The 25,845-nt window shown below is 66.6% G+C and carries 24 protein-coding genes; 7 read left to right on the top strand and 17 right to left on the bottom strand.

The genetic code is table 11. From position 1 onward, the window contains the following. Nucleotides 1–90: 90 nt before the first annotated feature. The 8 genes from ABE463_RS00680 to ABE463_RS00645 form a co-directional block, all read right to left on the bottom strand. Nucleotides 91–960, bottom strand: coding sequence for an EcsC family protein (locus tag ABE463_RS00680; protein ID WP_123729765.1), 870 nt, complete (start codon nt 958–960; stop codon nt 91–93). Nucleotides 961–1,065: 105 nt separating this feature from the next. Further along, a complete protein-coding gene (gene orn / locus ABE463_RS00675; protein ID WP_259259725.1) occupies nt 1,066–1,635 on the bottom strand; it encodes an oligoribonuclease in 570 nt (189 codons plus the stop codon). Nucleotides 1,636–1,735: 100 nt separating this feature from the next. Beyond that, complete coding sequence (gene tadA, locus ABE463_RS00670; protein WP_088435395.1) at nt 1,736–2,260, bottom strand: tRNA adenosine(34) deaminase TadA; 525 nt, start codon at nt 2,258–2,260, stop codon at nt 1,736–1,738. Continuing rightward, nucleotides 2,253–2,711: a manganese-binding transcriptional regulator MntR gene (mntR, locus tag ABE463_RS00665; RefSeq protein ID WP_123729561.1), complete on the bottom strand. Its 459-nt coding sequence runs from the start codon at nt 2,709–2,711 to the stop codon at nt 2,253–2,255. The genes tadA and mntR overlap by 8 nt, the downstream gene beginning before the upstream one ends. Nucleotides 2,712–2,778: 67 nt before the next feature. Next, entirely contained in the window at nt 2,779–3,897 is a 1,119-nt protein-coding gene (locus ABE463_RS00660) for a hybrid sensor histidine kinase/response regulator (protein ID WP_346466878.1), read from the bottom strand. Further along, nucleotides 3,894–4,478, bottom strand: a complete 585-nt coding sequence (locus ABE463_RS00655; protein ID WP_346466877.1) for a chemotaxis protein CheB — start codon at nt 4,476–4,478, stop codon at nt 3,894–3,896. Before ABE463_RS00655 ends, ABE463_RS00660 begins: the two co-directional genes overlap by 4 nt. Then, the gene (locus ABE463_RS00650) at nt 4,478–5,302 is read right to left on the bottom strand and encodes a CheR family methyltransferase (protein WP_346466876.1); all 825 of its coding nucleotides are present in this window, start codon (nt 5,300–5,302) and stop codon (nt 4,478–4,480) included. Before ABE463_RS00650 ends, ABE463_RS00655 begins: the two co-directional genes overlap by 1 nt. Continuing rightward, on the bottom strand, nt 5,299–8,409 hold the full coding sequence (locus ABE463_RS00645; protein ID WP_346466875.1) for a response regulator: 3,111 nt from the start codon (nt 8,407–8,409) through the stop codon (nt 5,299–5,301). The genes ABE463_RS00650 and ABE463_RS00645 overlap by 4 nt, the downstream gene beginning before the upstream one ends. A 154-nt stretch (nt 8,410–8,563) precedes the next feature. Between ABE463_RS00645 and ABE463_RS00640 the strand changes: the two genes are divergently transcribed. The 4 genes from ABE463_RS00640 to ABE463_RS00625 all read left to right on the top strand — a co-directional run bounded on the left by ABE463_RS00640 (nt 8,564) and on the right by ABE463_RS00625 (nt 12,278). Beyond that, nucleotides 8,564–9,721, top strand: a complete 1,158-nt coding sequence (locus tag ABE463_RS00640) for an ATP-binding protein (RefSeq protein WP_259259715.1) — start codon at nt 8,564–8,566, stop codon at nt 9,719–9,721. Continuing rightward, nucleotides 9,714–10,079 (top strand): response regulator, encoded by a 366-nt coding sequence (locus ABE463_RS00635; RefSeq protein WP_123729566.1) that lies wholly within the window; start codon nt 9,714–9,716, stop codon nt 10,077–10,079. The genes ABE463_RS00640 and ABE463_RS00635 overlap by 8 nt, the downstream gene beginning before the upstream one ends. Nucleotides 10,080–10,189: 110 nt before the next feature. Further along, nucleotides 10,190–11,974 carry an EAL domain-containing protein gene (locus tag ABE463_RS00630; protein WP_346466874.1) on the top strand — a complete coding sequence of 595 codons (1,785 nt, stop codon included), beginning with the start codon at nt 10,190–10,192 and terminating at the stop codon, nt 11,972–11,974. Nucleotides 11,975–12,038: 64 nt separating this feature from the next. After that, the gene (locus tag ABE463_RS00625) at nt 12,039–12,278 is read left to right on the top strand and encodes a DUF1653 domain-containing protein (RefSeq protein ID WP_346466873.1); all 240 of its coding nucleotides are present in this window, start codon (nt 12,039–12,041) and stop codon (nt 12,276–12,278) included. A gap of 39 nt (nt 12,279–12,317) precedes the next feature. Here the strand turns inward: ABE463_RS00625 and ABE463_RS00620 are convergent, their stop codons facing one another. Further along, on the bottom strand, nt 12,318–13,313 hold the full coding sequence (locus ABE463_RS00620; protein ID WP_346466872.1) for a GAF domain-containing protein: 996 nt from the start codon (nt 13,311–13,313) through the stop codon (nt 12,318–12,320). Nucleotides 13,314–13,491: 178 nt separating this feature from the next. On the opposite strand from ABE463_RS00620, the gene ABE463_RS00615 reads away from it, so the two are divergent. The 3 genes from ABE463_RS00615 (at nt 13,492) to ABE463_RS00605 (ending at nt 17,906) form a co-directional block, all read left to right on the top strand. Beyond that, the gene (locus ABE463_RS00615) at nt 13,492–13,710 is read left to right on the top strand and encodes a hypothetical protein (protein ID WP_259259711.1); all 219 of its coding nucleotides are present in this window, start codon (nt 13,492–13,494) and stop codon (nt 13,708–13,710) included. A 161-nt stretch (nt 13,711–13,871) separates the two neighbouring features. Beyond that, nucleotides 13,872–15,086 (top strand): MFS transporter, encoded by a 1,215-nt coding sequence (locus ABE463_RS00610; RefSeq protein WP_259259710.1) that lies wholly within the window; start codon nt 13,872–13,874, stop codon nt 15,084–15,086. Between the two features lie 96 nt (nt 15,087–15,182). Beyond that, nucleotides 15,183–17,906 carry a UvrD-helicase domain-containing protein gene (locus ABE463_RS00605; protein WP_346466871.1) on the top strand — a complete coding sequence of 908 codons (2,724 nt, stop codon included), beginning with the start codon at nt 15,183–15,185 and terminating at the stop codon, nt 17,904–17,906. Nucleotides 17,907–17,920: 14 nt separating this feature from the next. Here ABE463_RS00605 and ABE463_RS00600 read toward each other — a convergent pair whose 3' ends face one another. The 8 genes from ABE463_RS00600 to ABE463_RS00565 form a co-directional block, all read right to left on the bottom strand. Then, nucleotides 17,921–18,718, bottom strand: a complete 798-nt coding sequence (locus tag ABE463_RS00600) for a CHAD domain-containing protein (protein WP_346466870.1) — start codon at nt 18,716–18,718, stop codon at nt 17,921–17,923. Nucleotides 18,719–18,775: 57 nt separating this feature from the next. Further along, complete coding sequence (locus ABE463_RS00595; protein ID WP_346466869.1) at nt 18,776–20,719, bottom strand: response regulator; 1,944 nt, start codon at nt 20,717–20,719, stop codon at nt 18,776–18,778. Further along, a complete protein-coding gene (locus ABE463_RS00590) occupies nt 20,706–21,566 on the bottom strand; it encodes an ATP-binding protein (protein ID WP_259259706.1) in 861 nt (286 codons plus the stop codon). The genes ABE463_RS00595 and ABE463_RS00590 overlap by 14 nt, the downstream gene beginning before the upstream one ends. Further along, complete coding sequence (locus ABE463_RS00585) at nt 21,563–22,579, bottom strand: ATP-binding protein (RefSeq protein ID WP_346466868.1); 1,017 nt, start codon at nt 22,577–22,579, stop codon at nt 21,563–21,565. The genes ABE463_RS00590 and ABE463_RS00585 overlap by 4 nt, the downstream gene beginning before the upstream one ends. Then, the gene (locus tag ABE463_RS00580; RefSeq protein WP_121037420.1) at nt 22,570–22,971 is read right to left on the bottom strand and encodes an anti-sigma regulatory factor; all 402 of its coding nucleotides are present in this window, start codon (nt 22,969–22,971) and stop codon (nt 22,570–22,572) included. The genes ABE463_RS00585 and ABE463_RS00580 overlap by 10 nt, the downstream gene beginning before the upstream one ends. After that, entirely contained in the window at nt 22,968–23,339 is a 372-nt protein-coding gene (locus tag ABE463_RS00575; protein WP_019184175.1) for an STAS domain-containing protein, read from the bottom strand. Before ABE463_RS00575 ends, ABE463_RS00580 begins: the two co-directional genes overlap by 4 nt. 1 nt (nt 23,340) lies before the next feature. Continuing rightward, nucleotides 23,341–24,201: an STAS domain-containing protein gene (locus ABE463_RS00570; RefSeq protein ID WP_259259704.1), complete on the bottom strand. Its 861-nt coding sequence runs from the start codon at nt 24,199–24,201 to the stop codon at nt 23,341–23,343. A gap of 352 nt (nt 24,202–24,553) precedes the next feature. Beyond that, nucleotides 24,554–25,606 (bottom strand): hypothetical protein, encoded by a 1,053-nt coding sequence (locus tag ABE463_RS00565; RefSeq protein WP_346466867.1) that lies wholly within the window; start codon nt 25,604–25,606, stop codon nt 24,554–24,556. Nucleotides 25,607–25,845: the final 239 nt, after the last annotated feature.

Genomic DNA, 25,845 nt, shown 5'->3' with positions numbered 1-25,845 from the left:
GGCGACGAGATGAAAAACAACACCCCGCGCAAGCGGGGTGTTGTTTTGTGTGACGTCGATAGCGCCTTCAGGCCTCGGCGGTCATGGCAATCAGGTACGCTCGGCCGCCAGCATCGAGTAGGCCGCCCGCACGGTCTCGTACCCGTAAGTCCGCTCCAGCCGGCGCACGATGAAATGACCGCGCGCCACGTCCTGGTAGTAGTCGGTGAACATGGTATTGAGCGTCGCGCCGGCCACCGCCCCGACGATCGGCACCGCCTGCGCGGCGAACTTCTCGGTCACCACCACACCGAAACGCGCGGCGACCTTCTCCACGAGCTTGGCCAGCCATTTGCCGGCTTCCTTCGGGGTCAGCCCGATCATCACCGGGCTGCCGCCGACCGCGCGGCCGGCCAACTCGGCGGACAGGTGACGCATCACCTCGGCAGTGAAGCCACGCGTGATGTAGTAGCCGGTCTCGCTGGCATCGTCCTTGCCGGAGTTGCCACCCAGCGCAAACACTTCCAGGCAGGCATGCCGGGTGCTCATCTCGCGCAGGTCGAAGCCCTCGCTGCGGGCCACGTCGGCCACCGAACGCATCATGATCGTGGTGGACACCGGCAGCTCGATGAACAGCGTGGTGAAGCCGAACGCGCCGCCGACCGCACCGGAGGTGGCTGCGGCCAGCTTGTGCCAGCGTGTCGAGGCGGCTTTACCGGGCGTGTTGTCCATCGTCCACAACGCGGCCTGGGCGGATTTGAACAGCGCCGCTTCGACCGCGCCGTGGATGCGGCGGGACACCGAATCCGGCAGGCGCTTGACCGCGAACTCCAGCGGCGAACCGATCAGGTTGGCCATCTTGGCGGTCAGCGTGGGCGATTCGAGCAGGTCCACCGCACGCTGCAGGTCGCGCCAGTCCTGCGAGGTGGGCAGGATCGAGGACGACAGCGGCGGCGGTTGCGGCGAAGTGATGGCGTTCATGGCCGCGATGATAGCGCCGCCGATGTATACCGCTCGTTGCCTCGCCTGCCGGTGGCTGAACGCCTGCGCACAGGCCGCGTTGCCGGGCGACGCCCGGCGTTCGGGTCAGGCCGGCAGGCCCGACAGCGCGCCCATGAACTGGCGGTAGTGGCGCAGTTCTTCGATGGAATCGTGCACGTCGCTCAGCGCGGTGTGGCTGGCGGTCTTGCCCACGCCGGCGGCCACGCCCGGCGCCCAGCGCTTGGCCAGCTCCTTGATCGTGGAGACGTCCAGATTGCGGTAATGGAAGTACTTTTCCAGACGCGACATTTCACGGTGCAGGAAGCGACGGTCCTGGCAGATCGAATTGCCGCACATCGGCGAGGCGCCTGCTTTGATCCACTGCTGCAGGAAGGCGATGGTCTGCGCTTCCGCCTGCCCGAGCGTGATGGTGCTCTCGACCACGCGCTGCCACAGTCCCGAGCGACGATGCTGGTTGCGGTTCCATTCGTCCATCGCCTCCAGCCGCTCCACCGGATGATGGATCGCGAACTCCGGCCCTTCGGCGAGCACATTCAACTGCGCGTCGGTGACCACGGTGGCGATCTCGATGATCGAATCGTTGTCCGTGTCCAGGCCGGTCATTTCCAGATCGATCCAGATCAGTCGCTCGCCTTCTGCGCCGTTGTCCGCCATGTGTTCGCCTTGTGCTGGGCCACCGCTTGCGCCGCGACCGGGAATGGATAAGGCCCACATGATACCGCCAACCCGTCACGACCCTGTCGCTGCGGGGTCTTTACTCCAGCAGCAGCGGTGGCTTGCCGCGCTTGGCGCGGAAATAGTTGGTCAGCCGGGTGCTGGCATCCTTGGCCAGAACGCCACCGTGGATCTCCACACGATGGTTGTGCCGGGGGTCGCCGATCAGGTCGAACACGCTGCCGCAGGCACCGGTCTTGGGGTCGGTGGCCGCATACACCAGCCGCGCCACGCGTGCGTGCACGATCGCCATGGCACACATCGCACAGGGCTCCAGGGTGACGTACAGCGTGCTGCCGATCAGCCGGTGGTTGGTGATCGCCCTGCCCGCCTGCCGCATCGCTACGATCTCGGCATGCGCGCTGGGGTCATGGTCGGCGATGTTGAGGTTCCAGCCTTCGCCGAGCACGGTGCCATCGGCACCGACCAGCACCGCGCCGACCGGAATCTCGTTGAATTCACGCTCGGCACGCTCCGCCAGGCCCAGCGCGTGACGCATCCAATGCTCGTCCTGGTCGTGCACGGGCACGCCCAGCGGGGGCGGCGGCGCGAGGCGCTCAACCATGGCCGTTGGCCTTGCGCACGAAGGCCTCGAACGCGGCCAGGGTGGCCTCGCTGACGTGGTGCTCGATCCCTTCCGCGTCGCGTCGCGCCGAATCGGCGTCCACGCCCAGCGCCAGCAGGAACTGCTCCACGGTCTGGTGCCGGGCACGCATCTCCACCGCCAGCTGCTCGCCGGCCGGGGTCAGGAACACCCCGCGATACGGCCGTTGGATCGCCCAGCCCTCCTTGACCAGCCGCTTGAGCGCCTTGGCGACAGTGGGCTGCGCTACGCCGAGCCGGGTGGCGATATCCACCTGGCGGGCTTCGCGGCCATCGGCGATCAGATCCGCGATCAGCTCCACGTAATCCTCGACCAGCTCGGACCGGCGCGCTTCACGCACCTGCACGAAACCCTCGACATGCACCTGGGCATCGATCAGGGGCGAGGCGGCTTTACGGGTCGAGGACGGCATGGTGGCTCCAGCAATGGGCCGGTGGCGAAGGGCTGCGGCGCCGGAACAGTTTACCTAACGCCGAACCTCAGCGAGGCCGACGCTGCAACACCGTCTCGAACAACACGGTACTGTCCTCGTTGACCGCCACCAGCGTGCCGCCATGCGCACGCGCGAACTCGCTGGCGATGAACAGCCCCAGCCCCAACCCGCGGCTGTCGTGGAAGCTGGCCTTGAACGGCTCGAACAGCCGCGGCAGCAAGGCCTCCGGAATCTGGCCCGCGTTGCGCACCTGCACGCGCAGCGGCCCGGTACGCTCCCCTTCCAGGCGTACCAGCACGGGCGCATCGCCGCCGTGCAGCACGGCATTGCTCACGAGATTGGACAGCAGCTGTGCCAGGCGATCCGGGTCCCCCTGCAGATGGGCATCGCCCTGCACCTGCAGCTCGATGGTCGCCTGGGGATGCGCCCGACCAATCTCGGCGACCACCAGCGAGGCAAGCTCGGCGAGGTCGCAATCGGTGGTGTACAGACGCAGCCCGCCGGTGCGGATCTTCGAGAAGTCCAGCAGCTGCTCGACCATCCGCACCATGCGCTGGGCACTGTTCTCCAGATGCACGAGGGTGCGTTGCACCTGGCTGTCCTCGGGCAGGTCCAGCGACAGCTTGTCGGCACACAGCAGGATCGCGGCCAGCGGCGTACGCAGATCGTGGGTCAGCACCGCCATCATCGTTTCATTGAGCTTGAGCGCATGCTCCAGCGCCTCGTTGCGCGCCTTGAGCAGCTGCTTCTGCTGGTACAGCTCAATGAAGACGTTGACCTTGCTCATGATCACCTGCGGCTCGATCGGCTTGTGCAGGAAATCCACCGCCCCGGTTTCGTAGCCCTTGAAGGCCCGCACCGGGTCGTTCGGTGAGGCGGTCAGGAAGATGATCGGCACGTCGCGGCTGCGCTGCGAGCCGCGCATCAGCTCGGCGAGCGAAAAGCCGTCGATCTCCGGCATGTGCACATCCAGCAGCGCCAGCGCGACCTCATGCTCCAACAGCAGTTCCAGTGCCTCAGCGCCGGAGGGGGCACACAGGATCTCCAGGCCCGGGCGGCGCAGCAGCGCTTCCATCGCGACCAGGTTCTGCGGAATGTCATCGACAATCAGCAGCTTCACGCAATCGGTGGTGGCAGTCGACCCGGCGGGCTCGATCAGGTTCATCGGGTAAGACCTTTCATACGCGTGCAGATGGAGGTGAGCGGGAGCACCGCGTCGGCGCCGGCGTGTGCCAGGGCCGATGCGGGCATCATCGAGGAATAGGCCTCCTCAGGGCATTGGATCCAGGCTTCGCCGCCCGCCTGGCGGACCGCGGCGACCCCGTCACTGCCGTCGCTGCTGGCACCGGTGAGCAGGATGGCCAGCACGCCGTCACCAAACACGTCGGCAGCGCTCTCGAACAGGGGGTCGATCGCCGGGCGCGAGAACAGCACGGGCGGATCGATGGACAGCGCCAGCGTAGCGCGGTCCTCCACCAGCAGATGGTAGTCCGGTGGCGCGAACGTCACCGTCCCGCGTTGCAGTGGCTGCTTGTCCTCGGCCTCGCGCACGGGCAGCGGACAGCCGGCGTCGAGCAGGTCGGCGATGCGGCTGGGCCGGTCGCGCGGCAGATGCAGCACCACCAGCACGGGCAGATCCAGCGTCGCCGGGAACGCGGACAGCAGCGACTGCAGCGCACTGACGCCGCCGGCGGACGCACCGATGACCACCAGATCGAACCGGCTGCGCTGCGACGCTCCGAGCATCAGGCCAGCTTCCGGTACAGGCGCTGGTCGCGCGCGCAGGCCTCGAAGGCGGCCGCGTGCTCGCCGAACTGCAGCGACTCCTTGCTGCCCAGGCCGAGAAAGCCGCGGTGCACCAACGCCTCATGGAACAGGCCGATGGCACGGTCCTGCAGCGGGCGCTGGAAATAGATCAGCACGTTGCGGCAGGAAACCAGGTGCACTTCGGAGAACACGGTGTCGGTGGCCAGGCTGTGGTCGGCGAAGACGATGTTGCGCTTCAGCCGGCGGTCGAACACCACGCTGCCATAGCCACTGCTGTAGTAGTCCGACAACGAGCCGGTGCCGCCGGCCGCCAGGTAATTGCGGCTGAACTGCGCCAGCCGGTCCAGCGCGAAGGCACCGGACTCGGCGGCCTGCAGCGCTTCGGGATTGATGTCGGTGGCATAGATGATGGCCCGGTCCAGCAGACCCTCTTCATGCAGCAGGATCGCCAGCGACCACACTTCTTCGCCCGTGCTGCAGCCGGCCACCCACAGCTTGATCGAGGGATAGGTGCGCAGCACCGGAACGGCGTGCTCGCGCAGGACCCGGAAGTACGGCGGATCCCGGAACATCTCCGAGACCTGCACGGTGAAGTACTGCATCGCCTGGGCGAACGTCTCCGGCTCATGCAGCAGGCGGTGCTGCAGTGCGCCCATGGTCGGGCACTCGAACCGCGACATGGCATGGCGCATGCGCCGCCGCAGCGACGCCAGCGCATAGTCACGGAAGTCGTAGTGGTAGCGCTGGTAAACCGCCTCCAGCAGCAGCTTCAGCTCCAGGTCGAACAACTCCGTTTCATTCATCGGCGCGAGCACCACACGCGGCACAGCGAGACCAGCTTGTCCACGTCGATCGGCTTGGCGATGTAGTCGTTGGCACCGGCCTGCAGGCAGTGCTCGCGGTCATCGGGCATCGCCTTGGCGGTCAGCGCGATGATCGGCAGGTCGCGCCAGCGGTTGTCCGCCCGGATTTCGCGCATGGCGGTCAGCCCGTCCATCTCCGGCATCATGATGTCCATCAGCACCAGGTCGATCTCCGGGCGCAGCTTGTCCAGCGCCTCGCGACCATTGCGCGCGATTTCCAGGGTGACGCCCAGCGGCTCGAGCACGCTGGACAGCGCGAAGATGTTGCGCACATCGTCCTCGGCCAGCAGCACGATGCGACCATCAAGCACCGCATCGCGCCGGCGTGCTTCGCGCAGCAGGCGCTGCTGGTCGGTCGGCAGCGAGGCCTCTACGCTGTGCAGGAACAGGGTCACTTCGTCGAGCAGGCGCTCGGGCGAGCGGGCGCCCTTGATGATGATGCTCTTGGAATAGCGGCGCAGGCGCTGTTCTTCATCACGGGTCAGCGCGCGGCCGGTGTAGACGATCACCGGCGGGAAAGCGACCGCATCATTGCCGGCCATGCGCTCGAGCAGGTCGTAACCGGTGCCGTCCGGCAGCGCCAGGTCGGTCACCATGCAATCGAAGGTGGAGCCGGCCAGCTCGGCCATCGCTTCGGTGATGGTGCCCACCGCCGTGATTTCGAGCTGGTCGCGGCCGAGCAGCAGCTGCAGGTTGGAGCGCAGCTCGCTGTCGTCCTCGACGATCAGCAGGCGGCGCACATCGCGCTGGCTGGTGGCTTCCAGCTGCTGGATCGCCCCGACCAGGCGCTCGCGCGTGGCCGGCTTGATCACGTAGCCGATCGCGCCCAGCTCCATCGCCACCTGCGACCGCTCCAGGCCCGAGACCACATGCACCGGGATATGGCGCGTCGCCGGGTCGCGCTTGAGGCGCTCCAGCACGCTGAGCCCGGAGACATCCGGCAGACCGATATCGAGCAGGATGCCGTTCGGGCGCAGCTCGGTAGCCAGGCCCAATGCCTCTTCGGCAGTACCGGCGACCACGCAGTCGAAATCCAGCTCGTGCGCCATCGACACCAGCGCGCCAGCGAAGGTCGCATCGTCCTCTACCACCAGGATCATCCGGCCCGCGCGGCTGCGGCGGCCCCGGTCATCCATCACCTTGGCCGCAGGCGCGGGTGCAGGGGTGGCGTCGGCGTGGGCACGGCCCAGCGGAGCAGCGGCAGGCACGGCCGGTGCTGCCATGGTGGCGGGGCGTACGTCGTGCACGACGTTGTGCGCGGTGCCGGTACCGCCACCGGCCAGCAGCGGCAGTTCAAGCGTGAAGCAGCTGCCCCGGCCCGGCTCGCTGGAGACGGTGATGCTGCCCCCCATGCGGGCCGCCAGATCGCGCGAGATCGACAGCCCCAGCCCGGTACCCCCGTAACGGCGGCGGGTGCTGCCATCGGCCTGGCGGAAGGCCTCGAAGATCACCGCGGTCTGTTCTTCCGGAATGCCGATGCCGGTATCGGACACCGCGAACTGGATCCGCCCTGCCCCGGCCCTGCGCACCGTCAACGACACGCTGCCGTGTTCGGTGAACTTGACTGCATTGGCCAGCAGGTTCTTGAGGATCTGCTGCAGGCGCTGGCTGTCGGCCAGCAGTTGGGTCGGCGCGTCCGGCGTGGCGCTGATCTCCAAGCTCAAGCCCTTCTGCACGGCCATCGGCTCGAAGGTTTCCTTCAGGCGCTGCAGGACGCTGGACACCGCGAGGTTTTCTTCGACCAGCTCGACATGGCCGGCCTCGATCCGCGACAGGTCCAGAATGTCGTTGATCAGCGCCAGCAGGTCGTTGTTGGAGGAATGGATCGCCTGGGCGTATTTGACCTGCTCGGCGGTCAGCGTGCTTTCTTTGTTGTCGGCCAGCAGCTTGGCCAGGATCAGCGAGCTGTTGAGCGGCGTGCGCAGCTCATGGGACATGTTGGCCAGGAACTCGGACTTGTAGCGCGAGCTGGCCTCCAGTTCGGCGCTGTTCTGCACCAGTTGTGCCTGGGCCAGCAACAGGGCCTGCTGACGCGACTCCAGCTCGTGGGTGCGCTCTTCGAGCTGCACGTTGGTCTGTTCCAGCTCGGCCTGCTGCTGCTCCAGGTTGGCCTGTGAATGCAGCAGGCTGCGGCTCTGCTCCTCCAACTCTTCGTTGGCCACGCGCAGCTCTTCCTGCTGGGTCTGCAGCTCTTCGCTCTGGCGCTGGGTTTCCTCCAGCAGTTCCACCAGCTGCGCATTGAGCAGCGCCGCGCGCAGCGCGATGCCGATCGGCTCGGCGCACTGCAGCAGCAGGGCCATCTCCAGGCCACGCGCAGGCGAGACGCCGGCACGGCCCAGTTCAATCACGCCGATCACCACGCCGTCGGCCGTGATCGGGCCCAGCAGGCGCTGGTGCACCGTGGTGCGGCCCAGCGGGGTATCGATATCCAGCGGGCTGTCACTGTCCTCCAGCCGACGCGCGCGGCCCTCGCGGATGATCTCGCCCCATTGGCCGGCATGCGCCGGCAGGGTCTCCGGCAGCTGCGAAGGCAGCGCGGCGCCACCGACCAGCACCAGCCGCTCGCCCTGCAGGCGATACATGGCGCCGACATCGGCATTGAGCTGCGCGCACAGCGCGCGCATGGCCGCGTCGGCCAGTTCACGCGGGGTGGGATCGCCCTGCAGACTGGTGCCCACCACGTTTTCGCCGGCCTGCAGCCACAGCGCATCGGCCGCTTCCCGGCGCGCACCGATGGCCTTCATCACGGTCAGCGCCATCATCAGGAAAGCAACGCCGCCGATGCTGCGGTTGACGAAGGAGAACGCCGAGTTGCTGCTGGACGGCGCCACGTTGTACCCCACCGCAAGCAGGATGCAGGACCCGATCGCCACCAGCAGAGGCACTTCCATCCGGCGCTGGAACAGCGTGATACCCACCGCCATGAAGTACGTGAGCCAGACCGCATAGCCCAGCGGCACCACCATCTCCGTGCCCAGCGTGGCGGCCATCAAGGCGGCCGACGCAAGCCAGATCCAACGGTCACGGGAGGTGGGCGCAGAATTCATGCCGTGTTCCAGCTTAAAAGGGGGCTGATGGTACCCGAAGCGGTAAACGGCTGTTAAGCGCCAGAAGTCAGCGTGTTTGGCACACGTTCTTGACACGTTCTTCACATCCCGCCCCCTACGGTTCGGACCCTTATCGGGGGAGTCGATAGCCGTCGTGGTCCAGGCCGTATCCAGCGTTGCACCGCTTGCCGACGAAAGCCGGCAGCTGAAGCTGTTGATCGACAACGTGAGCGACCACGCGATCTATCTGCTCGATACGCAGGGCCGCATCTGCAACTGGAACCGCGGCTGCGAGCGGGTCAAGGGCTACACCGCCGAGGCGGTGATCGGCCAGCATATCGGCCTGTTCTATACCCCCGAAGACCAGCAGCTCGGCGTGCCGCAGCAAGCCCTGGACTATGCCCGTGACCACGGCCGCTTCATCGGCGAAGGCTGGCGGGTGCGCTGCAACGGCGAGCGGTTCCGCGCCGGTGAGGTGATCGAGCCGGTCCGCGAGGACGGCTGCCTGCTCGGCTTCGTCAAAGTCACCCAGGACGTCACCGAACGCTACCAGGCCCAGCGCCTGCTGCAGGACGCGCAACGCGCGCACGTGCAGCAGCGGCAACTGGACAATGTCGGTCGACTGACCCGTGGCCTGGCCCACGAATTCAACAATCTGCTGACCACGATCGGCAACGCACTGGATCTGATCGCGCTGCGCCCCGGTGCCGACGGGCGTAGCAAGGAACTGGTGGATCTGGCCCAGGCGGCCGCAGACCGTGGCTCGCTGCTGACCCGCCAGCTGCTGGCCTTTTCCTCCGATCAGACCCTGGTGCGCGAGCCGGTGGTGGTACAGGAATTCCTGCTCGATGCCTTGCCGGTGCTGCGTCGCGCCTGCCCGGCGAGCATCGAGGTAAAGCTGAATCTGACCTCGGATCTGCCCCCGATCATCACCGATGGCGTACAGTTGCACAGCGCCGTGTTGAATCTGGTGCTCAATAGTGGCGAAGCGATGCCCCAGGGCGGCACGGTCACGATCACGGCCGAGGTCGAACAGCGACTGGCACCGGATCTGTCCCAGCCCATGCGCCGCCACTATGTCGCCATCGCGGTGACCGATGAGGGCAACGGGATGCCCCCGGACATCGCCGAGCGCGCCAGCGAGCCGTTCTTCACCACCAAGGAAATCGGCAAAGGCAGCGGACTGGGGCTGAGCCAGGTGTTCGGCTTCGTTTCCCAGTGCGACGGCTTCGTCGACGTACAAACCGCCCCCGGACGCGGGACCACCGTCCGCCTGTTGTTACCTGTCATTGAGGAAGTCGAGCATGTCTGAGCCCCTACGCGTATTGATGGTCGAAGACCAGCAGGACCTGCGTGAACTGATCGGCCAGGCGCTGCAGGACTTCGGTATCGAAATCCACACCGCCGACGACGGCCCGGCCGCGCTGCGGCTGATGCAGGATCCGGGTGGGTTCGACGTGGTGTTCAGCGATATCAGCATGCCCAATGGCATGAGTGGCGTGGAACTGAGCGAGCATGTGGCCGATGTGCTGCCCAATGCGCGCATCATCCTGGCCTCCGGTTATGCGCGCTCGCAGCTGCCGCCGCTGCCGGAGCATGTCGAATTCCTGCCCAAGCCGTATCGCCTGCGCCAGCTGGTCACCCTGCTGCAGTCTCCCGTCTCGCCCTGAGCGGGCGCAACGCCGCCAGCGTGAACGCTTCATCCCCGCTGTACCTGCTTCACACCGGTTCGGCATGACACCCCGGATAGTAGCGGTGTAGTCGTGACAGGGCGCGGTAGATGCTGGACAGAAGCAATGATGTAGATCGGATCGCGTTGATCGAGGCGCTCAACGTGATGGATCCAGCGTTGGGTACCGCGCTCGATCCCATCGCCGAGTTGACCGCCTTCAGCTTCGGCGTCCCGATCGCATGGGTGTCCATCCTCGATGCCGATCACCAGCACATCATCTCCCGCGTGGGCTTGGCAATACGCCGCACCGATCGGCATGCCTCGATCTGCGCGCGGGCGCTGGGATCCAACACCGTCATGCAGGTCCCCGATCTGCGCCAGGACCCGCGCTTCGCCGATAATCCCCTGGTGACCGGGCCAGAGCAGCTGCGCTTCTATGCCGGTGCGCCACTGGTCACCAAGGCCGGCGTCGCGCTCGGCACCCTGTGCATCATGGATCGCGCACCGCGGCAGCTCTCTGCCGAAGAACAGCTGCAACTGCTGACCTTGTCGCGCGTGGTGGTCGCGCAGATGGAACTGAAAATGTCACTGGGCCGCCGCGAGCAGATCAGCGGATTGCCCAACCGGCACCAGTTCCAGGCCGACCTCAACGCCCTGTCCCGCCATGCCGATGCGCGTGCGTTCACTGGCGTGGTGCTGGATGTGTTCGATCTCCAGAGCGCCAATGATGCCGGCCAGGCGCTGGGCATGAAGCCGGTGGAGACCCTGCTGCGCCAGGCTGCCCTGCGCGTGCAGGATGTGCTGCGTGACCTGGCGCAGGTCTACCACATCGGGGTGACCCGCTTTGCGTTCCTGCTGGCCGACCACTCGCATGAACAGACCGAAGCGCTGCTCGATCGGCTCCGCATCCGCATGCGTCGGCCACTGATGGCCGGCAGTATCCCGATGTCGCCGCAGTTCCATGCCGGCGTCTGCGATTTTCTCCCGGTCCCCGGGCAGACCGGCGATCTGGTGCGCAAATGCCTGGTCGCCATGCACCACGCCATCCAGACGGACAACTGCCTGTGCTGGTATTCGCAGGAGCGCGACGATGCGTTGCGTCGCCGCTATCGGTTGGCCTCCGACGCCGGGCGCGGCCTGGCCCAGCACCAGTTCAGCCTGGTCTACCAGCCACGCTTTGATCTGATCACCGGACTGCCGGTATCGGCCGAGGCCCTGCTGCGCTGGACCCATCCGCTGCTTGGTCCGGTCAGCCCCGGGGAGTTCATTCCAGTGCTCGAGCGCACCGCGCTGATGCCCGCCATCAGCCGCTGGGTGATCGACCATGCGCTTGCCCAGGCGGCGCAGTGGCAGAAGCGCGTGCCCGGCTTCAGCCTGTCGCTCAATCTCTCACCGCGCGACTTCGACGACCAACGGGTGTGGAACGTGCTGTCCGAACGGCTGCACGCGCATGGGTTGGCACCGGGCCTGATCGAAATCGAGATCACTGAAGGCCAATGGCTGAACCACCATCCTGCGGCCCTCCCCCAGCTGCGGGAGATGGCCGCCGCTGGCGTACGCATCGCGATTGATGATTTCGGCAGTGGGTACAGCAACTTCGGTTACCTCAGCGAGGTGCCGATCAGCCACATCAAGATCGACCAGACCCTGGTCACCGGCCTGGCACGCTCGCGCACCGCGCGACTGAAGGTGGAAGCGATCATCAAGCTGGCCCGCCAGCTTGGGTATCGCACAGTGGCCGAGGGCGTGGAGAACGACGCCGAACTCTCGCTGCTGCGGCTGTGGGGCTGCGACGAAGCACAGGGCTATCACCTCGCGCGCCCCATGCATCCCGACGCGGTGCTGCATCTGGTCAGCGCGTGCCGGGCCGGTCCGCTGCCGGACGCGGGCTGACCCCGCGCGACGTCCTCGGCACCTCAGACGATAATGGTCGGCCCGCCTGCCTCACTGCCCGACCATGTCCGATCTCGCTCCGCTGCCCCCCCTGCCCCTCGGCCACTACCGCCACTTCAAGGGCGGCAACTACGAGGTGATCGGCGTCGTGCGCCACAGCGAAACCCTGATGCCGATGGTGTTGTACCGGCCACTGGATGCGGAGATCGGGCTGTGGGTGCGCCCGTTCGAGATGTTCGTCGCGCAGGTGGAGGTGGACGGGCAGTGGCGTGCGCGTTTTGCGCGGATCGAAGTGGACGGCTGAGGGCAGAAGGACCTGCGCATCGCTGGCCCAGCGGTGCGATCAGCCCAAGACCGCCCGTCGCGCGTCCACCAGCTCACGCAACCGCGCGGTCACCGTGCGGAACTGCTCCGGCAGCATCGCCGCATCCAGCGCGTCGACCTGACAGGACAGCACTGACAGTGCCTCGCTCATGCTGGGCACTTTCTGGCCCGCCTCGGCGGACGCCTCCGGTACCTCCAGCTGCGCGCCGATGACGCCGGCCAGGATCTCGAATGCCTTCACCGTGGCGGCATCGAGCCTGGAGGGGTTTGGATCGAGCGCGCACAAGGTGCCGTGGAAGCCGCCATCGCGGCGGAACATCGGCACCGAGATGTAACTCTCGAACCCATACAGCGCCGGCGTGGGGTGGCTGGAAAACACCGGGTGGGTGCTGGCCTGCTCGAACTGCACCAGATGGCGATGCTCGCGGATTTCATCGCAGATGGTGGTTTCCAGCACCAGGTCGTCGCCGGGTCGCAGACCAAAATCCAGATGGTCATGCACCGCACAGGCAGTCCATCGATCCGCCGTGACACGTGCCACGGCGACGAAACGCATGCCGGTCATCGCGCTGGCCAGTTCCAGCATGCCCGGCACGGCAGGCATCGCCAGCAGCGCCGCGACATCGTCCAGACGCGGATCCGCCGAGATCGCAGGATCGGCCAGGGGAGCCACGCCGGGACCGTCTTCGTCGAGCGGGTTCTCCATCGCGGCCAAGCGGCGCTCCAGCGCCTTCGCGTTGACCTCGTTGAAGAGACCACGCACCGACGCGGACAACGCGCGCGGGTCCTTGATGGCGCCGACGAAATGGATGCCCTGCCCGACCAGCCGGATCTGCTCGACGCCGTGATCCAGGCGCAGCGATGGCCACGCCAGGCGGTGCAGGATGCGCATCCAGTCATTGGGGGGCGTGTCATCCAGAAGCGCGGTGACGATCACGCGTGACGCGCCAGGCCCATCCTGCAGACCGGGCAGATCAAAGCCGATGAGCGCTGGAAAGCCCGTACTGATAGACATCACAACCCCTATGGCCACATGGCGCAGCCATCGACAGGTGGTGGCTTTGAAGGCAAATTGTCGCACGAATGAGCGAGACTGGGCTTGACCGAAGCCTGCGCCTGCGCCGCTGCCGCCCAAAAGGTGCAGCAGCTATCATGCGCGCACGGACATCTCTGCCACGTACAAAGGAATGCACATGTTGGATGGTTTCTCGCTGTTGATTGGCCTCGGCTGGGCGCTGTTCGGGCTGTTGTGGATCTTCGTTCCCTTCGCCATCTTCGGCATCAAGGGGCTGCTGCGGGAGATCCTGGCCGAACAGAAGCGGACCAATGAGATTCTCAGCCGCGCGCATGGTGTCAGCCCCCCGTTGGAGATGCCGGAAGGTCTGCCGTTCAGGCCCGAGCGTTATCCGTGAAGACTCGGCAATAGCCCATCAGGGCAGGCGTTGCGGGCTTACTCGGCTGCCCTTTCCGCAGGTGCGGGGGTGTTGCCCGGATCCAGCGTTCTACCGGATGCCCTGATTAATGTTGCGCTGCAGCAGTACAATGCCGCGCTCCCCCGTTCGACGCCCCCTGAATGAGCTCTTCTTCCGTCCCCCTGGCCGCCCGGCTCTCGCCGCGCGAGCGCACCCTGATCCTGCTGGCCTTGTCGCTGGGCGGCTTTGCCATCGGCACCAGTGAGTTCGCCAGCATGGGGCTGATGCTGGAGATCAGCCGCGGGCTGTCCATCAGTGAGACCCAGGTCGGTCACCTGATCAGCGCCTACGCCGTCGGCGTGGTGGTCGGCGCCCCGGTGCTGGCCTTCGCCGGTGCAGGGTTCGCACGCCGCAACCTGCTGCTGGCGCTGATGGGCTTTTACGCCATCGGCAATCTGGCCAGTGCACTGGCCCCCAACTACGGCACGATGCTGCTGGCCCGGTTCGTCGCTGGTCTGCCGCATGGCGCGTACTTCGGCGTGGCGATGCTGGTGGCCGCCGCGATCAGTCCCCCGGCCCAGCGCGGCGCGGCGGTATCTAAGGTCTTGCTCGGCCTGTCCGTCGCCATTCTGGTCGGTAATCCGCTGACCACATGGCTCGGCCAGCAGCTCAGCTGGCGCACTGCATTCGCCGTCGTCAGCGTGTTGGCGATTGCCACAGTGGCCATGATCGCGCGCTTCCTGCTGCCCGATCCGGATGAAGTGCGCACCTCGCCGATGCGCGAACTGCGCGCGTTCAACCGCACCCAGGTGTGGCTGGCGCTGGCGATCGGCTCGGTGGGCTTTGCCGGCATGTTCTGCGTCTTCACCTACCTCGCCCCGACCCTGGTGCAGGTCACCGGCCTGGCCGAATCGTGGATGCCGCTGGCGGTAGGCATCTTCGGCATCGGCGCGATCATCGGCAACGTGGCGGGCGGCTGGCTGGTGGACCGCTTCCAGTTCCGCGCGGCGGCGGTGGTGCTGGTCTGGTCGATCATCGTGCTGCTGGCGTTCCCCTTGGCCGCGCAGTCGGTGTGGAGCGTGTTCCCGATGATCATCGCGGTGGGCACCATGGGCGCCCTGGCCGCGGTACTGCAGACCCGCCTGATGGATGTGGCCGGGGAAGCGCAGACCCTGGCGGCGGCCTCCAACCATGCCGCGTTCAATACCGCCAACGCGCTGGGCCCGTGGTTCGGCGGCATGGCCATCGGCGCCGGCTTCAGCCCGGCCGTGACCGGCTACGTTGGCGCGGCCACCGCGCTGGGCGGCCTGCTGTTGTGGGGCGTGGCGATGCTGGTGGACCGCCGTTCCCGCAGCGAGCCGGTGCTGCAGCAGTAAGCGCACGCGTCCATCGCAGGCCGACTCGACATCCCCGCCCCGGCGGGGATTTTTTCATTTCCTTATCATGGGTGTCCGATCAAACAGCGCTTACCGATGACGTACGAATGGGCCCCGAGCGACTGGGGTCAACGCCTCACGCGATCGCCGCACTGGCGCCTGCGCCTGGAAGACGACCAGCTGATGCTGACCCTCGACGGTCATCCGTTCCACGCGCCCCTCACCGCGCTGCAGGTGCACCCGCGCCTGCCGTGGGCACGACTCACCCTGCATCGCGATGGACAGGCCCCCTTGGTGCTGGGGGGCCTGTCCCCTGCCGCCGCCCGTCTGCTGGCCGAGGCGCTGGGCCAACGCCGTGGCGCGCAGCGTCAACGCGACCAGGTCACCCTGTTCCAGCAGGCCCACGCCGCGATCCAGCGCTGGCTTGCGCAGGTGCAGGCCGCGACCGATCTGGCCGATGATGAGTCGCTGTGGCTCACGCATGACCAGCAGCAGGCCCTGCTGCAGGCGCGCCCCGCGCTGCCGCTCGATGAGGATGCACTGTGGGCGGTCTTTGATGACGCCGACCTGCGCAGCGGGCTGGGCGGCGATCCCTCGGCCATCGAAGAAGCCCTGATGCTCTGGCTGGCCGACTGGCCGGCCCTGTGGGCGCGCCGCAATGACGCACATGAGGCGCGCGAGCTGGTCGCCTGCCGGCCCCTGCTGGACCGTGTCGAAAGCCGTCCGCTCACCGATGAGCAGGCCCGTGCGGTGATCTGCTTCGACAACCGCGTCCAGGTGGTGGCCGCAGCGGGTTCGGGCAAGACCTCGACGATGGTCGCCAAGGCCGCCTACGCCGTCGAGCGCGGCCTGGTCGCGCCCGAGCGCATCGTCATGCTCGCCTTCAACAAGGACGCCGCCACGGAACTGCAGGCGCGTGCCGACCGCGCCTTCCAGCGTCTCGGCCTGGGCCAGGTGAGGGTGGAAGCACGCACGTTCCATGCGCTGGGCCGGCACATCATCGCCCAGGCCACCGGGCGTATGCCGCAGGTACCCGACTGGGCCGTCGATGCCACCCAGGGGTTCCATCGGCTGGCCGAGATCATCGACGCGCTGAAAGACCGCTCCCTCCATTTCCGCACGCAATGGGACCTGTTCCGGCTGGTGTTCGGCCGTGATCTGCCCGTCATCGGCGGGCCGCTGGAGGCCGAAGAGTGGGACAAGGACGGCCAAGGGTACGTGCGTACCTTGCAGGGCGAGCGCGTGTGCAGCATCGAGCACTGCGTGATCGCCGACTGGCTGTTCTACAACGGGGTGGCGTACACCTATGCACGACGCAACACATTCGATGCCGCGACCGATGCGTACCGCCAGTACCGCCCGGATTTCCACTATCCGGGCATCGCGCTGTATCACGATCACCTCCCCCTGGAGGGGCATGAGCGGGCGCCGGCGCATCGCGCTGGCACCCCGGTCGCCGGCCATGGCATCGAGCGGATCCAGACCACTTCGCACCAGTTGCGGACCGGCGACCTGTTCGTGCGGCTGGGCGAGGCCTTGTCGCAGCGGGGCATCGAACTCGATCCGAATCCCGACCGCGAACTGCCTGATGGCGGCGCAACGCCGATGCCGGACACCGAGCTGATCGGCCTGGTCCGGACGTTCATCAGCCACGCCAAGAGCAACGGCCTGCACGTGGAGGACATGGTCGAGCGGCTGCGCCGGCTGCCCGACGATCACTTCAAGCACCGTTACCGCCTCTTCCTCGAACTGATCATCCCGATCCTGGACGGCTGGGACGATGCGCTGGTCGCCGAGGGCGGCATCGATTTCGAGGACATGCTCAACCAGGCCGCCGAACACCTGGAACAGGGGCGCTACGTTGCCCCGTTCGATCTGGTGATGGCCGACGAATTCCAGGATGCCTCGCGCGCCCGTGCACGGCTGTGCCGTGCCCTGGTACAGGCGCCGGGCAAGCATCTGTTCGCGGTCGGCGATGACTGGCAGTCGATCAACCGGTTCGCCGGCGCGGACGTGGCGGTAATGACCGGGTTCGTGGCGTGGTTCGGCCAGGGCCAGGTGCTCAAGCTCGAGCAGACGTTCCGCTGCCCGCAGGCACTGTGCGATGTCTCCAGCGCCTTCGTGTCACGCAATCCGGCGCAGATTCCCAAGCAGGTCCACTCGGTCACGCCCGCGTACGGGGCGGTCCTGCAGGCCTTCCAGGTGGCTTCGCGCGACCAACTGGTCGGAGCGGTCGAACAGTATCTGGCGCAGTTGCACCAGCAGTTGCTGACCGGCCAGGTCCCGCCAGGCCGCGATGGCAAGGTCACGGTGTTCGTGCTTGGTCGCTACAACGCCGACCGTGCGTTGCTGCCGGCCACGTGGCGCGCACGCCATGGGCAGCACATGGAGGTCAGCTTCCTCACCGCGCACCGCTCCAAGGGTACCGAGGCGGATTACGTCATCCTGCCCGGCCTGCTGGATCGGCGCTTCCCCAACACGCGTGCCGACGACCCGGTGCTGACCTTGGCGATGCCCGAGAGCGATGCATATCCACTCGGCGAGGAACGCCGCCTGTTCTACGTCGCGTTGACGCGTGCGCGCCGCTCGGTGGCGATGTTCACGGTGCAGGGGCGCCGCTCGTCGTTCCTGACCGAACTGGTCAACGACGGCGCGGTACGCGTGACCTCGATGGCCGGCGATATGATTCACGAGCAGGCCTGCCCGGCCTGCAGCGTGGGTGTGATCGTGCCGCGCACCGGGCCCTATGGCGCGTTCCAGTCGTGCTCGGGGTACCCACGCTGTGAGTACAAGCCGCCGAAGATGGGCGGCATGGCGTAGACCGACCCTGGCGCCTACGTCTGGATCAAGCGGCGGTCCCGCATGTCCGCATCGATCTGCTCGATCAGCGCACGACGCTCCGGCACGCCGGGCATCACCCGCACCAGATTGCGGACCATGCGCAGGTCCTGCTGCCAGCCCAGCTGATCGCTCAGCGCATGCAGGGCACGCGCGTGCTTGCTTTGTCCGGGTCCCTTGATCGGCACCGAGCGGGACGGCGCCAACTGCGGCAGCGCCTCCAGTTGCATGCGCAGACGACGCACTCTGCGGCGCCAGCGATGCAGGTCGTCGGCATCGTGGCTGCGTGTCGCGCGCTTCTCCGCCTTCTGCGTACGCCGTTCACTGCGTGCCAGTCCTTTGCGGATGTCACCGCCTCTCAGGGATTCCCATGGCTGCGCCTGGAGATCGGTCACGATACGCAGCAGTGCCGCTTGGCGGCGGGCAAAGGCAGGATCGCGCGCCAGCACGCGGGCGAGGACTGCCTCGCGCCGTGCGGTCAAGCGGATGCACACCGCCTCCCAACGTTGGTCGGGCTGCGCTGACGCCAGCCGTTCGCAGGTCTCCACGACCACGTGCGCGTCGCGCAACGCCGAGAGGCCATCTCCCAGCCGACGCAGTGCGGCGTCTGCCGCGGCTGTCACGAGCGCGCTGCTTTCCAGCAACGCCAGCAGGGCACGAAGGCGCCGGATGGTCTTGCGCGCCCGGTGCACCGCCTCGTGCACCTCCGGCGTGCGCTCAAATGCGTCGGCGATGGCCTGGCACTCACCGTGCGCCAGCGCGCGGGCGGCAGGACCGATCTCGGATGGCGTCATCGCAGTCTCCCCTGGGGGCGTCCGGCGATTGTACCCATGCCGCAGCGCGGGGCCCGCTCAGCCCGGGTTGAACATCTGCCGCACGCCCCGGAGCAGCTCGTTCACGCTGAACGGCTTGGGCAGCAGGGACATGCCCTGCCCCAGGAACTCATTGCGGACGGCCGCACTCTCCGTATAGCCGGTCACGAACAGCACCGGCAAATGCGGGCGCAGTACCCGCGCCGCATCGGCAAGTTCCCGGCCGTTCATGCCCGGCAGACCCACATCGGACAACAACAGGTCCAGCTCACGGTCCGAATGCAGCTCCAACAAGGCCTGCTGTGCATTGATGGCTTCCACGACCTGGTAACCGGCCTCGACCAGCATCTCCCGGACCATCATGCGTACCGAATCGGTATCGTCGACCAGCAGAATCCGCTCGGCGCTGCCACGGGTCAGCGGTAAAGGTGCCGAGGTGTCGTGGGCTGCAGGCTGGAGCTGGCCCTCGGGCAGCAGCAGCTCGATCTCGGTCCCCTCGCCACGTTCGCTGGCAATACGTGCACTGCCGCCGGATTGGCGTGCGAACCCGTAGGTCATCGACAGCCCCAGCCCGGTCCCTTCGCCCTGCGGCTTGGTGGTGAAGAACGGCTCGAACACCTTGGTCAACAGCTCCGTGGGTATGCCGACGCCGTTGTCGAGCACGGTCACGGTGATGTAGTGGCCAGGCGCCAGCTCATGGTCGCGCTCGATCTCGGCGCGCCCGGCACGGATGCGGATCAGCCCCTGGCCCGCCAGTGCATCGCGGGCGTTGATCACCAGGTTGAGGATCACGTTCTCGAACTGGTTCGGGTCGGCGACCGCGATCAGCGGTTCAACGCCCAGCTCCAGCTCGAGTTCGATGTTCTCACCGATTGACCGCTGCAGCATGTCCTCCAGCGAGCGTACCCGCGCGACCACATCGAAGGTCTGCGGATCGAGCGGTTGCTTGCGGGCAAAGGCGAGCATGCGCTGGGTCAGCGCGGCCGCACGGTGTGCCGAGCCCGTGGCGATCTCGACGTAGCGGGAGGCCTTGTCCCATTTTCCGCTGGAGGCGGCGATCTCGATCATGTCCAGCCCGGAGATGATCGTGGTCAGCAGATTGTTGAAATCGTGCGCGATGCCGCCGGTGAGCTGGCCCAGCGCGTCCATCTTCTGCGCCTGCATCAACTCGATCTCGGTGCGCTCGCGCTCGGCGATCTGGAAGGCGAGCTCGGACGTCGCGCTCTCCAGTTCCTGGCGCTGCTCGTTGGCGCGCGCATGGTGTTCGGTGGTGTCTTCGATCAGCACCAGGCCCTGCCCGGCGGCCTGGTACGGCGTCACCCGCCATTCGGTCATGCGCAGGACTCCGCCCACCCGAAGGCTGAAGGTACCCTGCCAGCGCTCGCCTTCGGCCAACGCCACTTTCAATGCACTGAGCGGGACGACCTGATCCTGCAGCAGCTGATCGAGTTGGCCGGCCCCTGCCTGCTGACCCAGCAGACGGGTAAAGGCATCGTTGGCATCGTGTGCGTTGAGCGACGCATCCAATACCGCGATCGGGGCATTGATGTGACGGAAAATCTCGCGGAACCGCGCCTCGGTATCGCGCAGGGCTTCCTCGGCACGACGGGCGCGCAACAGGCTGCGCAGCGTGGCCAACAACACATCCGGATCGACCGGATGGATCAGATAGGCATCCGCGCCCGCGTTGAGGCCCGTGATCATGTCACCGGTGGCGATCGACGCCGCCGAGACATGCACCACCGGCAGCAACTGCAGCCGGACATCTTCGCGCAGCTGGCGCACCACATCGAAGCCGCTCATGTCGGGCAGGTTCACATCCAGCACCAGCGCGCCGAAATCATGCTCGGCCAGCCGTGCCAGGCCCTCACCGCCGGTACCGGCTTCCTCCACATGAAAGCCGTGGTGCTCCAGCACGCGGCGCACCGCATAGCGGGTCGCCACATTGTCATCCACGACGAGGATGCGATCAGGAATCGCCATTCACGGCCTCCGTGGCCAGGGTCAGCGGCAGCACCACGTAGAAGTTCGAGCCTGTGCCGATTTCGCTCTCGACGCCGACATGGCCACCGAGCAGCTCGGCGAAGCGTTTGCACAGCGACAGACCCAGCCCGGTCCCGCGCAGGCGCTTCTGCAGCGGGGTATCGACCTGCACGAAATCCTCGAACAGGGTGGACTGCAGCTCCGCCGGAATGCCGATGCCGGTATCGCGGACACTGAAGCGCACCGCGTTCTCTCCCTCCCGCTGGGTCGATACCACCACCTGCCCGCTGGGCGTGAACTTCAGCGCATTGGAAATGAAATTGCGCAGGATCTGTGCCAGCTTCTTGTCATCGGTGTACAGCATCGGCATCACCGGTGGATCCTCGAACAGCAGGTCCACCTGGTTGCCTTCCACCAACGGGCGGAACATGCCCCGCAGCGCCGAAAACAGGTCCATCAGATCGAACCAGGCCGGCGAAATGGTGATGCGCCCTGCCTCGATCTTGGCCAGATCCAGCAGGTCGTCCACCATCTCGCGCAGCTCACTGGTCGAGGCGCTGATGAAACGCACCTGCCGGCGCTGCTCCGCGGTCAGCGGGCCATCCATGCCATCCTCCAACAGCCGCGTCATGCTCAGGATCGAGCCCAGTGGCGTGCGGAATTCATGGCTCATGTAGGACAGGAACCGGCTCTTCAGCTCGGACACCTCACGCAGCTGCTCGGCCTGTTCGTCCAGCTCAGCGTACAAGGCGAGCACGCCCTGATTGGTTTCATCCAACTCAGCGCGCAGCGCATCGGCTTCCAGGCGCAGCCGCTGCAGCTCCTGGTCATGGGGTGAGGCGCTCAATGCAGGTCTCCAAGACGCAGGGCGACAATGCCGGCGTCATCCCGGCCACGATCGAAATCACGGTGCAGCACCGCCACGATCAACGCGGGGTGGCGGTGGAACAGGCCGGGGTAGTCGCGCAGGCTCCAACGCGCCTGCAGTCCATCACTGTGCATGACCAGCAGCGTGCCTGCCGCCGCGTGAAAATGGAATGGTTGCGCCTTGCGGTATTGCACCCCGACGATGCCCGGGTGCGAAGCCAACCCGCGTGATCCGGTGGGCTCGCACAGGCTGGCGGCGATATTGCCGATACCGGCGAACTCCACCTGTCCACTCGCCACGTCCACGCAGGCCACCGCCGCCGCACCGCCGCGGGTGCCGGACATGCCCGCGTGCATGATGCCGATCAAGGCCGGCGCCCCGGCGACAGAGGCCTGTGCAACGGCAGCCACACCGGCCTGCGCTGCGTCGGCGGCGGGCAGTCCATGCCCCAGCCCGTCGATCACGGTGACCGCCACGGTCTGTGCATCGGCCCGCAGATGCCAGGCATCGCCACAGGCCAGCTCGTGGCGCATCGGAATCCGCAGGGCACCGTAGGGAACGTCGATATCGCCAGGCGCACGGCTGGCGTAGATGCGCGCCACGACAACCGCGCCCTTGGCATCGGACCAGGCATCCAGCACGGTGGCCTGGCGCTGGATCGCGCCCAGTCCCAAGCCCTGGGTACCGCCCGTTGAATACCCGTCAGGGAGACATTCGGCCAACGAAAAGCCGGGGCCGGCATCCACCGTACACAGCTCCACCCCGTTGCCGCCGCGGCCACAGACCGCGGACAGGTACATGCGGCCGCTGCACCCGTGCTTGAGCACGTTGGTGGCCATCTCGGTGGCCACCAATGCCGCACGCCCCGCGTCCATTTCATCCAGGCCGATCAGGTCGGCGAGCGCCAGCGCTTCGCGCCTGGCCTGCCCGACCTGTGAGGATTCCTCGACCACCACGATCCGCGTCACCTGGCCGCCGAAATTCAGCTCCATTTGGTGATCGTGATACGGGTGCCCTGCCCCGGTGCACTCTCCAGTTCGAACTCATCCACCAACCGGCGCGAACCCGACAACCCCAGGCCCATGCCGGAGCCGGACGACCAGCCATCGGTGAGCGCCTGCGCGACATCCGGGATGCCGGGACCATTGTCGGCGAAGACCAGCCGCACGCCCTTGCGCAGTCCCTTCTCGACCACTTCCCAATCCATGGTCCCACCGCCCCCGTAGATGACGGCATTGCGCGCCAGCTCGCTGGCCGCGGTGACCAGCTTGGTCTGGTCGATCAGACGCAGCTTGCACGCCACGCAGATCTGGCGTGCGGCCTGGCGGGCCAGCACGACATCCTGCTCGATGCGGATCGGCAGCGAACCACTGGACGCACTCATGAGGCTGCTTCGTCTTCGTCGGTCCGCTGCAGCAGCTTCATGCCCCGCTCCACATTCAGTGCAGTGCGCACGCCACTGAGCGTCAAGCCCAGCTCGACCAGCGTGATCGCCACTGCAGGCTGCATGCCGACCACCACCGTGGTGGCATCCATGATCCGGGCGAGCGACGAAATGGTGGCGATCATCCGCCCGATGAACGAATCGACGATATCCAGTGCGGAGATGTCGATCAGCACACCGCGCGCGGAGGTGCTGCGGATCTTCTCGGTGAGGTCGTCCTGCAGGGTCAGCGCGAGCTGATCATGCATGTCCACCTGGATGGTCACCAGCAGCAGATCGCCCATCTGCAGGATCGGGATGCGCTCCATCTCAGCGGGCGGTCCGGGTAACGGTCTGGCCGGTGCGCTTGAGCGCCAGCGCCAGGGCGTCGGCCAGATTGGCCTTGGTCACGATGCCCTGCAGGTCCAGCCCCAGGTGCACGATGGTCTGGGCGATCTGCGGGCGTACGCCGCTGATGATCGCGTCGGCTCCCATCAGGCGGATGGCGGTGACCGTCTTCAGCAGATGCTGGGCCACCAGGGTATCCACGGTCGGGACGCCGGTGATGTCGATGATGGCGATTTCAGAACCGGTATCCACGATGCGCTGCAGCAGCGATTCCATCACCACCTGGGTGCGCTGCGAATCCAGCGTGCCGATCATCGGCAGCGCCAGCACGCCGTCCCACAGCTTCACCACCGGCGTGGACAGCTCAAGCATCTCTTCCTGCTGGCGCTGGATCACGTCTTCGCGGGTTTTCTGGAACACGCTGACCGTGTGCAGGCCCAGCTGATCGATCAGTTCGGAGATCGCCCACAGCTGGTCGCCCAGCTGTGCCGGGTCATTGGCGTATCCCTGCTGGATCACCTCGAACAGCGGCCGCTTCAGCGAGAAGATGAAGCTGGCGGTCTCAGAGGAATTGAAGCCCTTCAGCACGCGCTCGCGCGACAACTCCTCCAGGAAGCGCCGGATGTCCTTCCACTCGGCCCGCGCGACGGAGCTGACGTCGGCTGCCGACAGTGCCTCCAGGAACAGCCGCCAGAATTCGCGGACCTGGGTGTCCAGCTCGCGGGCGGAAAGGCGGCCATCCTGTGCCTGGGCGGACCCGGCCAAATTGCCGGCCCATGCCGCCAGCAAGGTCTCCTGATGGCTGCGGATGAGATCGATCGTGCGCTGCTGCAAAGCCGCCATGGGAACGTCCTGGAAGATGAGGGAACACCGGGTGCGGTATCGACCCGTCATTCGAATGAATGGGGGTCATAATCGCCAAAGCTTAAATGAATTCAGGAAGATTGGGCATCACGGGCGATGCTGATGATGTGAAGACGATCTGCACGTCGCTGACCCGTTCATGCAGCGGCGATGCCGCACCTCGAAGGGCTGGTGAAACGCGCGCCCCTGCAAACGCATCAGGCCGCCCGGAGGCGGCCTGATGGTTGATGGGTCAGCGCAGCAGCGCGAACAGCAGCAACAACGGAATCGGGATGCCCAGCATCCACAGCAGAATGTACTTCATGGTGTTTCCTCCCTCAGGTGGTCAGGTTCACAGGTCGCGGCGACGGCCGCCCCAGGTGGCACTCAGGCTGGCGATGAAGGCACCGATCAGCAGCGTGATGAACAGCCACAGCGCGGCGTAGGCGGTTGCCTTGCGGGCATCGTCGGCCGCCTGCTTGGCCTGCTGCTTGGCGTTGTCCAGCGCCGCACGCAGGCGGGTCTGCACATCGGTCACGCGGGCCTGGGCTTCGGCCTGGCTCATACCGGTCTCCGCCGCCACCAGCTGGCCCAGATACTGCGTATCGGCCGGGTCCATGGTGTCGGACTTCAGGCTGTTGAGGATGATGCGGTTGACCTCGGTGCGCACTTCACGGCTGTCCGGACGGCGGTCGGCACCCGGCATCGGGCGCGGCGGCAGCGGTGCACCATTGGCAACGGGTGCCGGGGCGAGTGCGGGCGCATCGGCTGGACCAGCGGGGCCGACCGGCGGCGCGGGCTGCGCAGCGGTCGGGTTGGCACGGAACAGCGAATCCACCCAGTACTGCACGTCGCCCTGATCGCTGCCCATCGCAGCCGAACCCGCACCGGCAGCGGCAATACCGCCTGCGGTCGAGGCGGCGGCACCGGCAGTGGCGCCGGCCACCTTGGCACCGGCACCGAGAATGCCGCCGATGGCCGAGGTCAACAGCGCCGCAGTCAACAACGTCGCCACGGCCCATGACACGAACCCATGTGCGGTATCGCGGAAATAGGTTTCATCGCCATGGAGGTTGCTCCACTTCGTCCGCAGGCGACCGGCCAGATAGCCGCCCAGGCCAGACGCTGCGATGGCAGTAAAGGTCAGCCAGGCAATGCTGGACCACCCGAAGGTTTCGGCAGTCACACCTTCAAACGACCACGGCGACACCGATGAAAGGCCCAGGCCCACACCGAGAATGACAAGAATCAGCGAGAGCGCAGCGGCGGCGATCGCGCCGGCAAGAATCGCGCCCCATGACACCGCGCTGTCGCGCGGAAGATCCACCACCGGCGGTGGGGTGACCACGGCCACGGTCGCAGCGGCGACAGGCTCGGGGTGGGCGTAATCGCCTCGGGTATTCATAGCGGGTGGAACTCCTTGTGGATCCGCTGCGGACGCAGCGCGCAACGGCAGGCTGCGCTCGACGTCGTGAAATACGCGAGACGCTGAAAGCAAGACGGCGTGGATGCGGGTCGGGACCACACCGACGATCGCCCTGGCGATGGATGGCTCACGATGTGCATCGAAGCCGCACACGGCGCTGATATCAAAACGGTTATCAGCCTGCCATCGTCGCGCTGATGAATATGCTGATGAACATG

The sequence above is a fragment of the Stenotrophomonas sp. TWI819 genome (assembly GCF_039673075.1).
Taxonomy (GTDB): domain Bacteria; phylum Pseudomonadota; class Gammaproteobacteria; order Xanthomonadales; family Xanthomonadaceae; genus Stenotrophomonas; species Stenotrophomonas rhizophila_B.
Note: the sequence above shows the minus strand (reverse complement) of the source record. Positions and strands in the feature narration are given on the sequence as shown.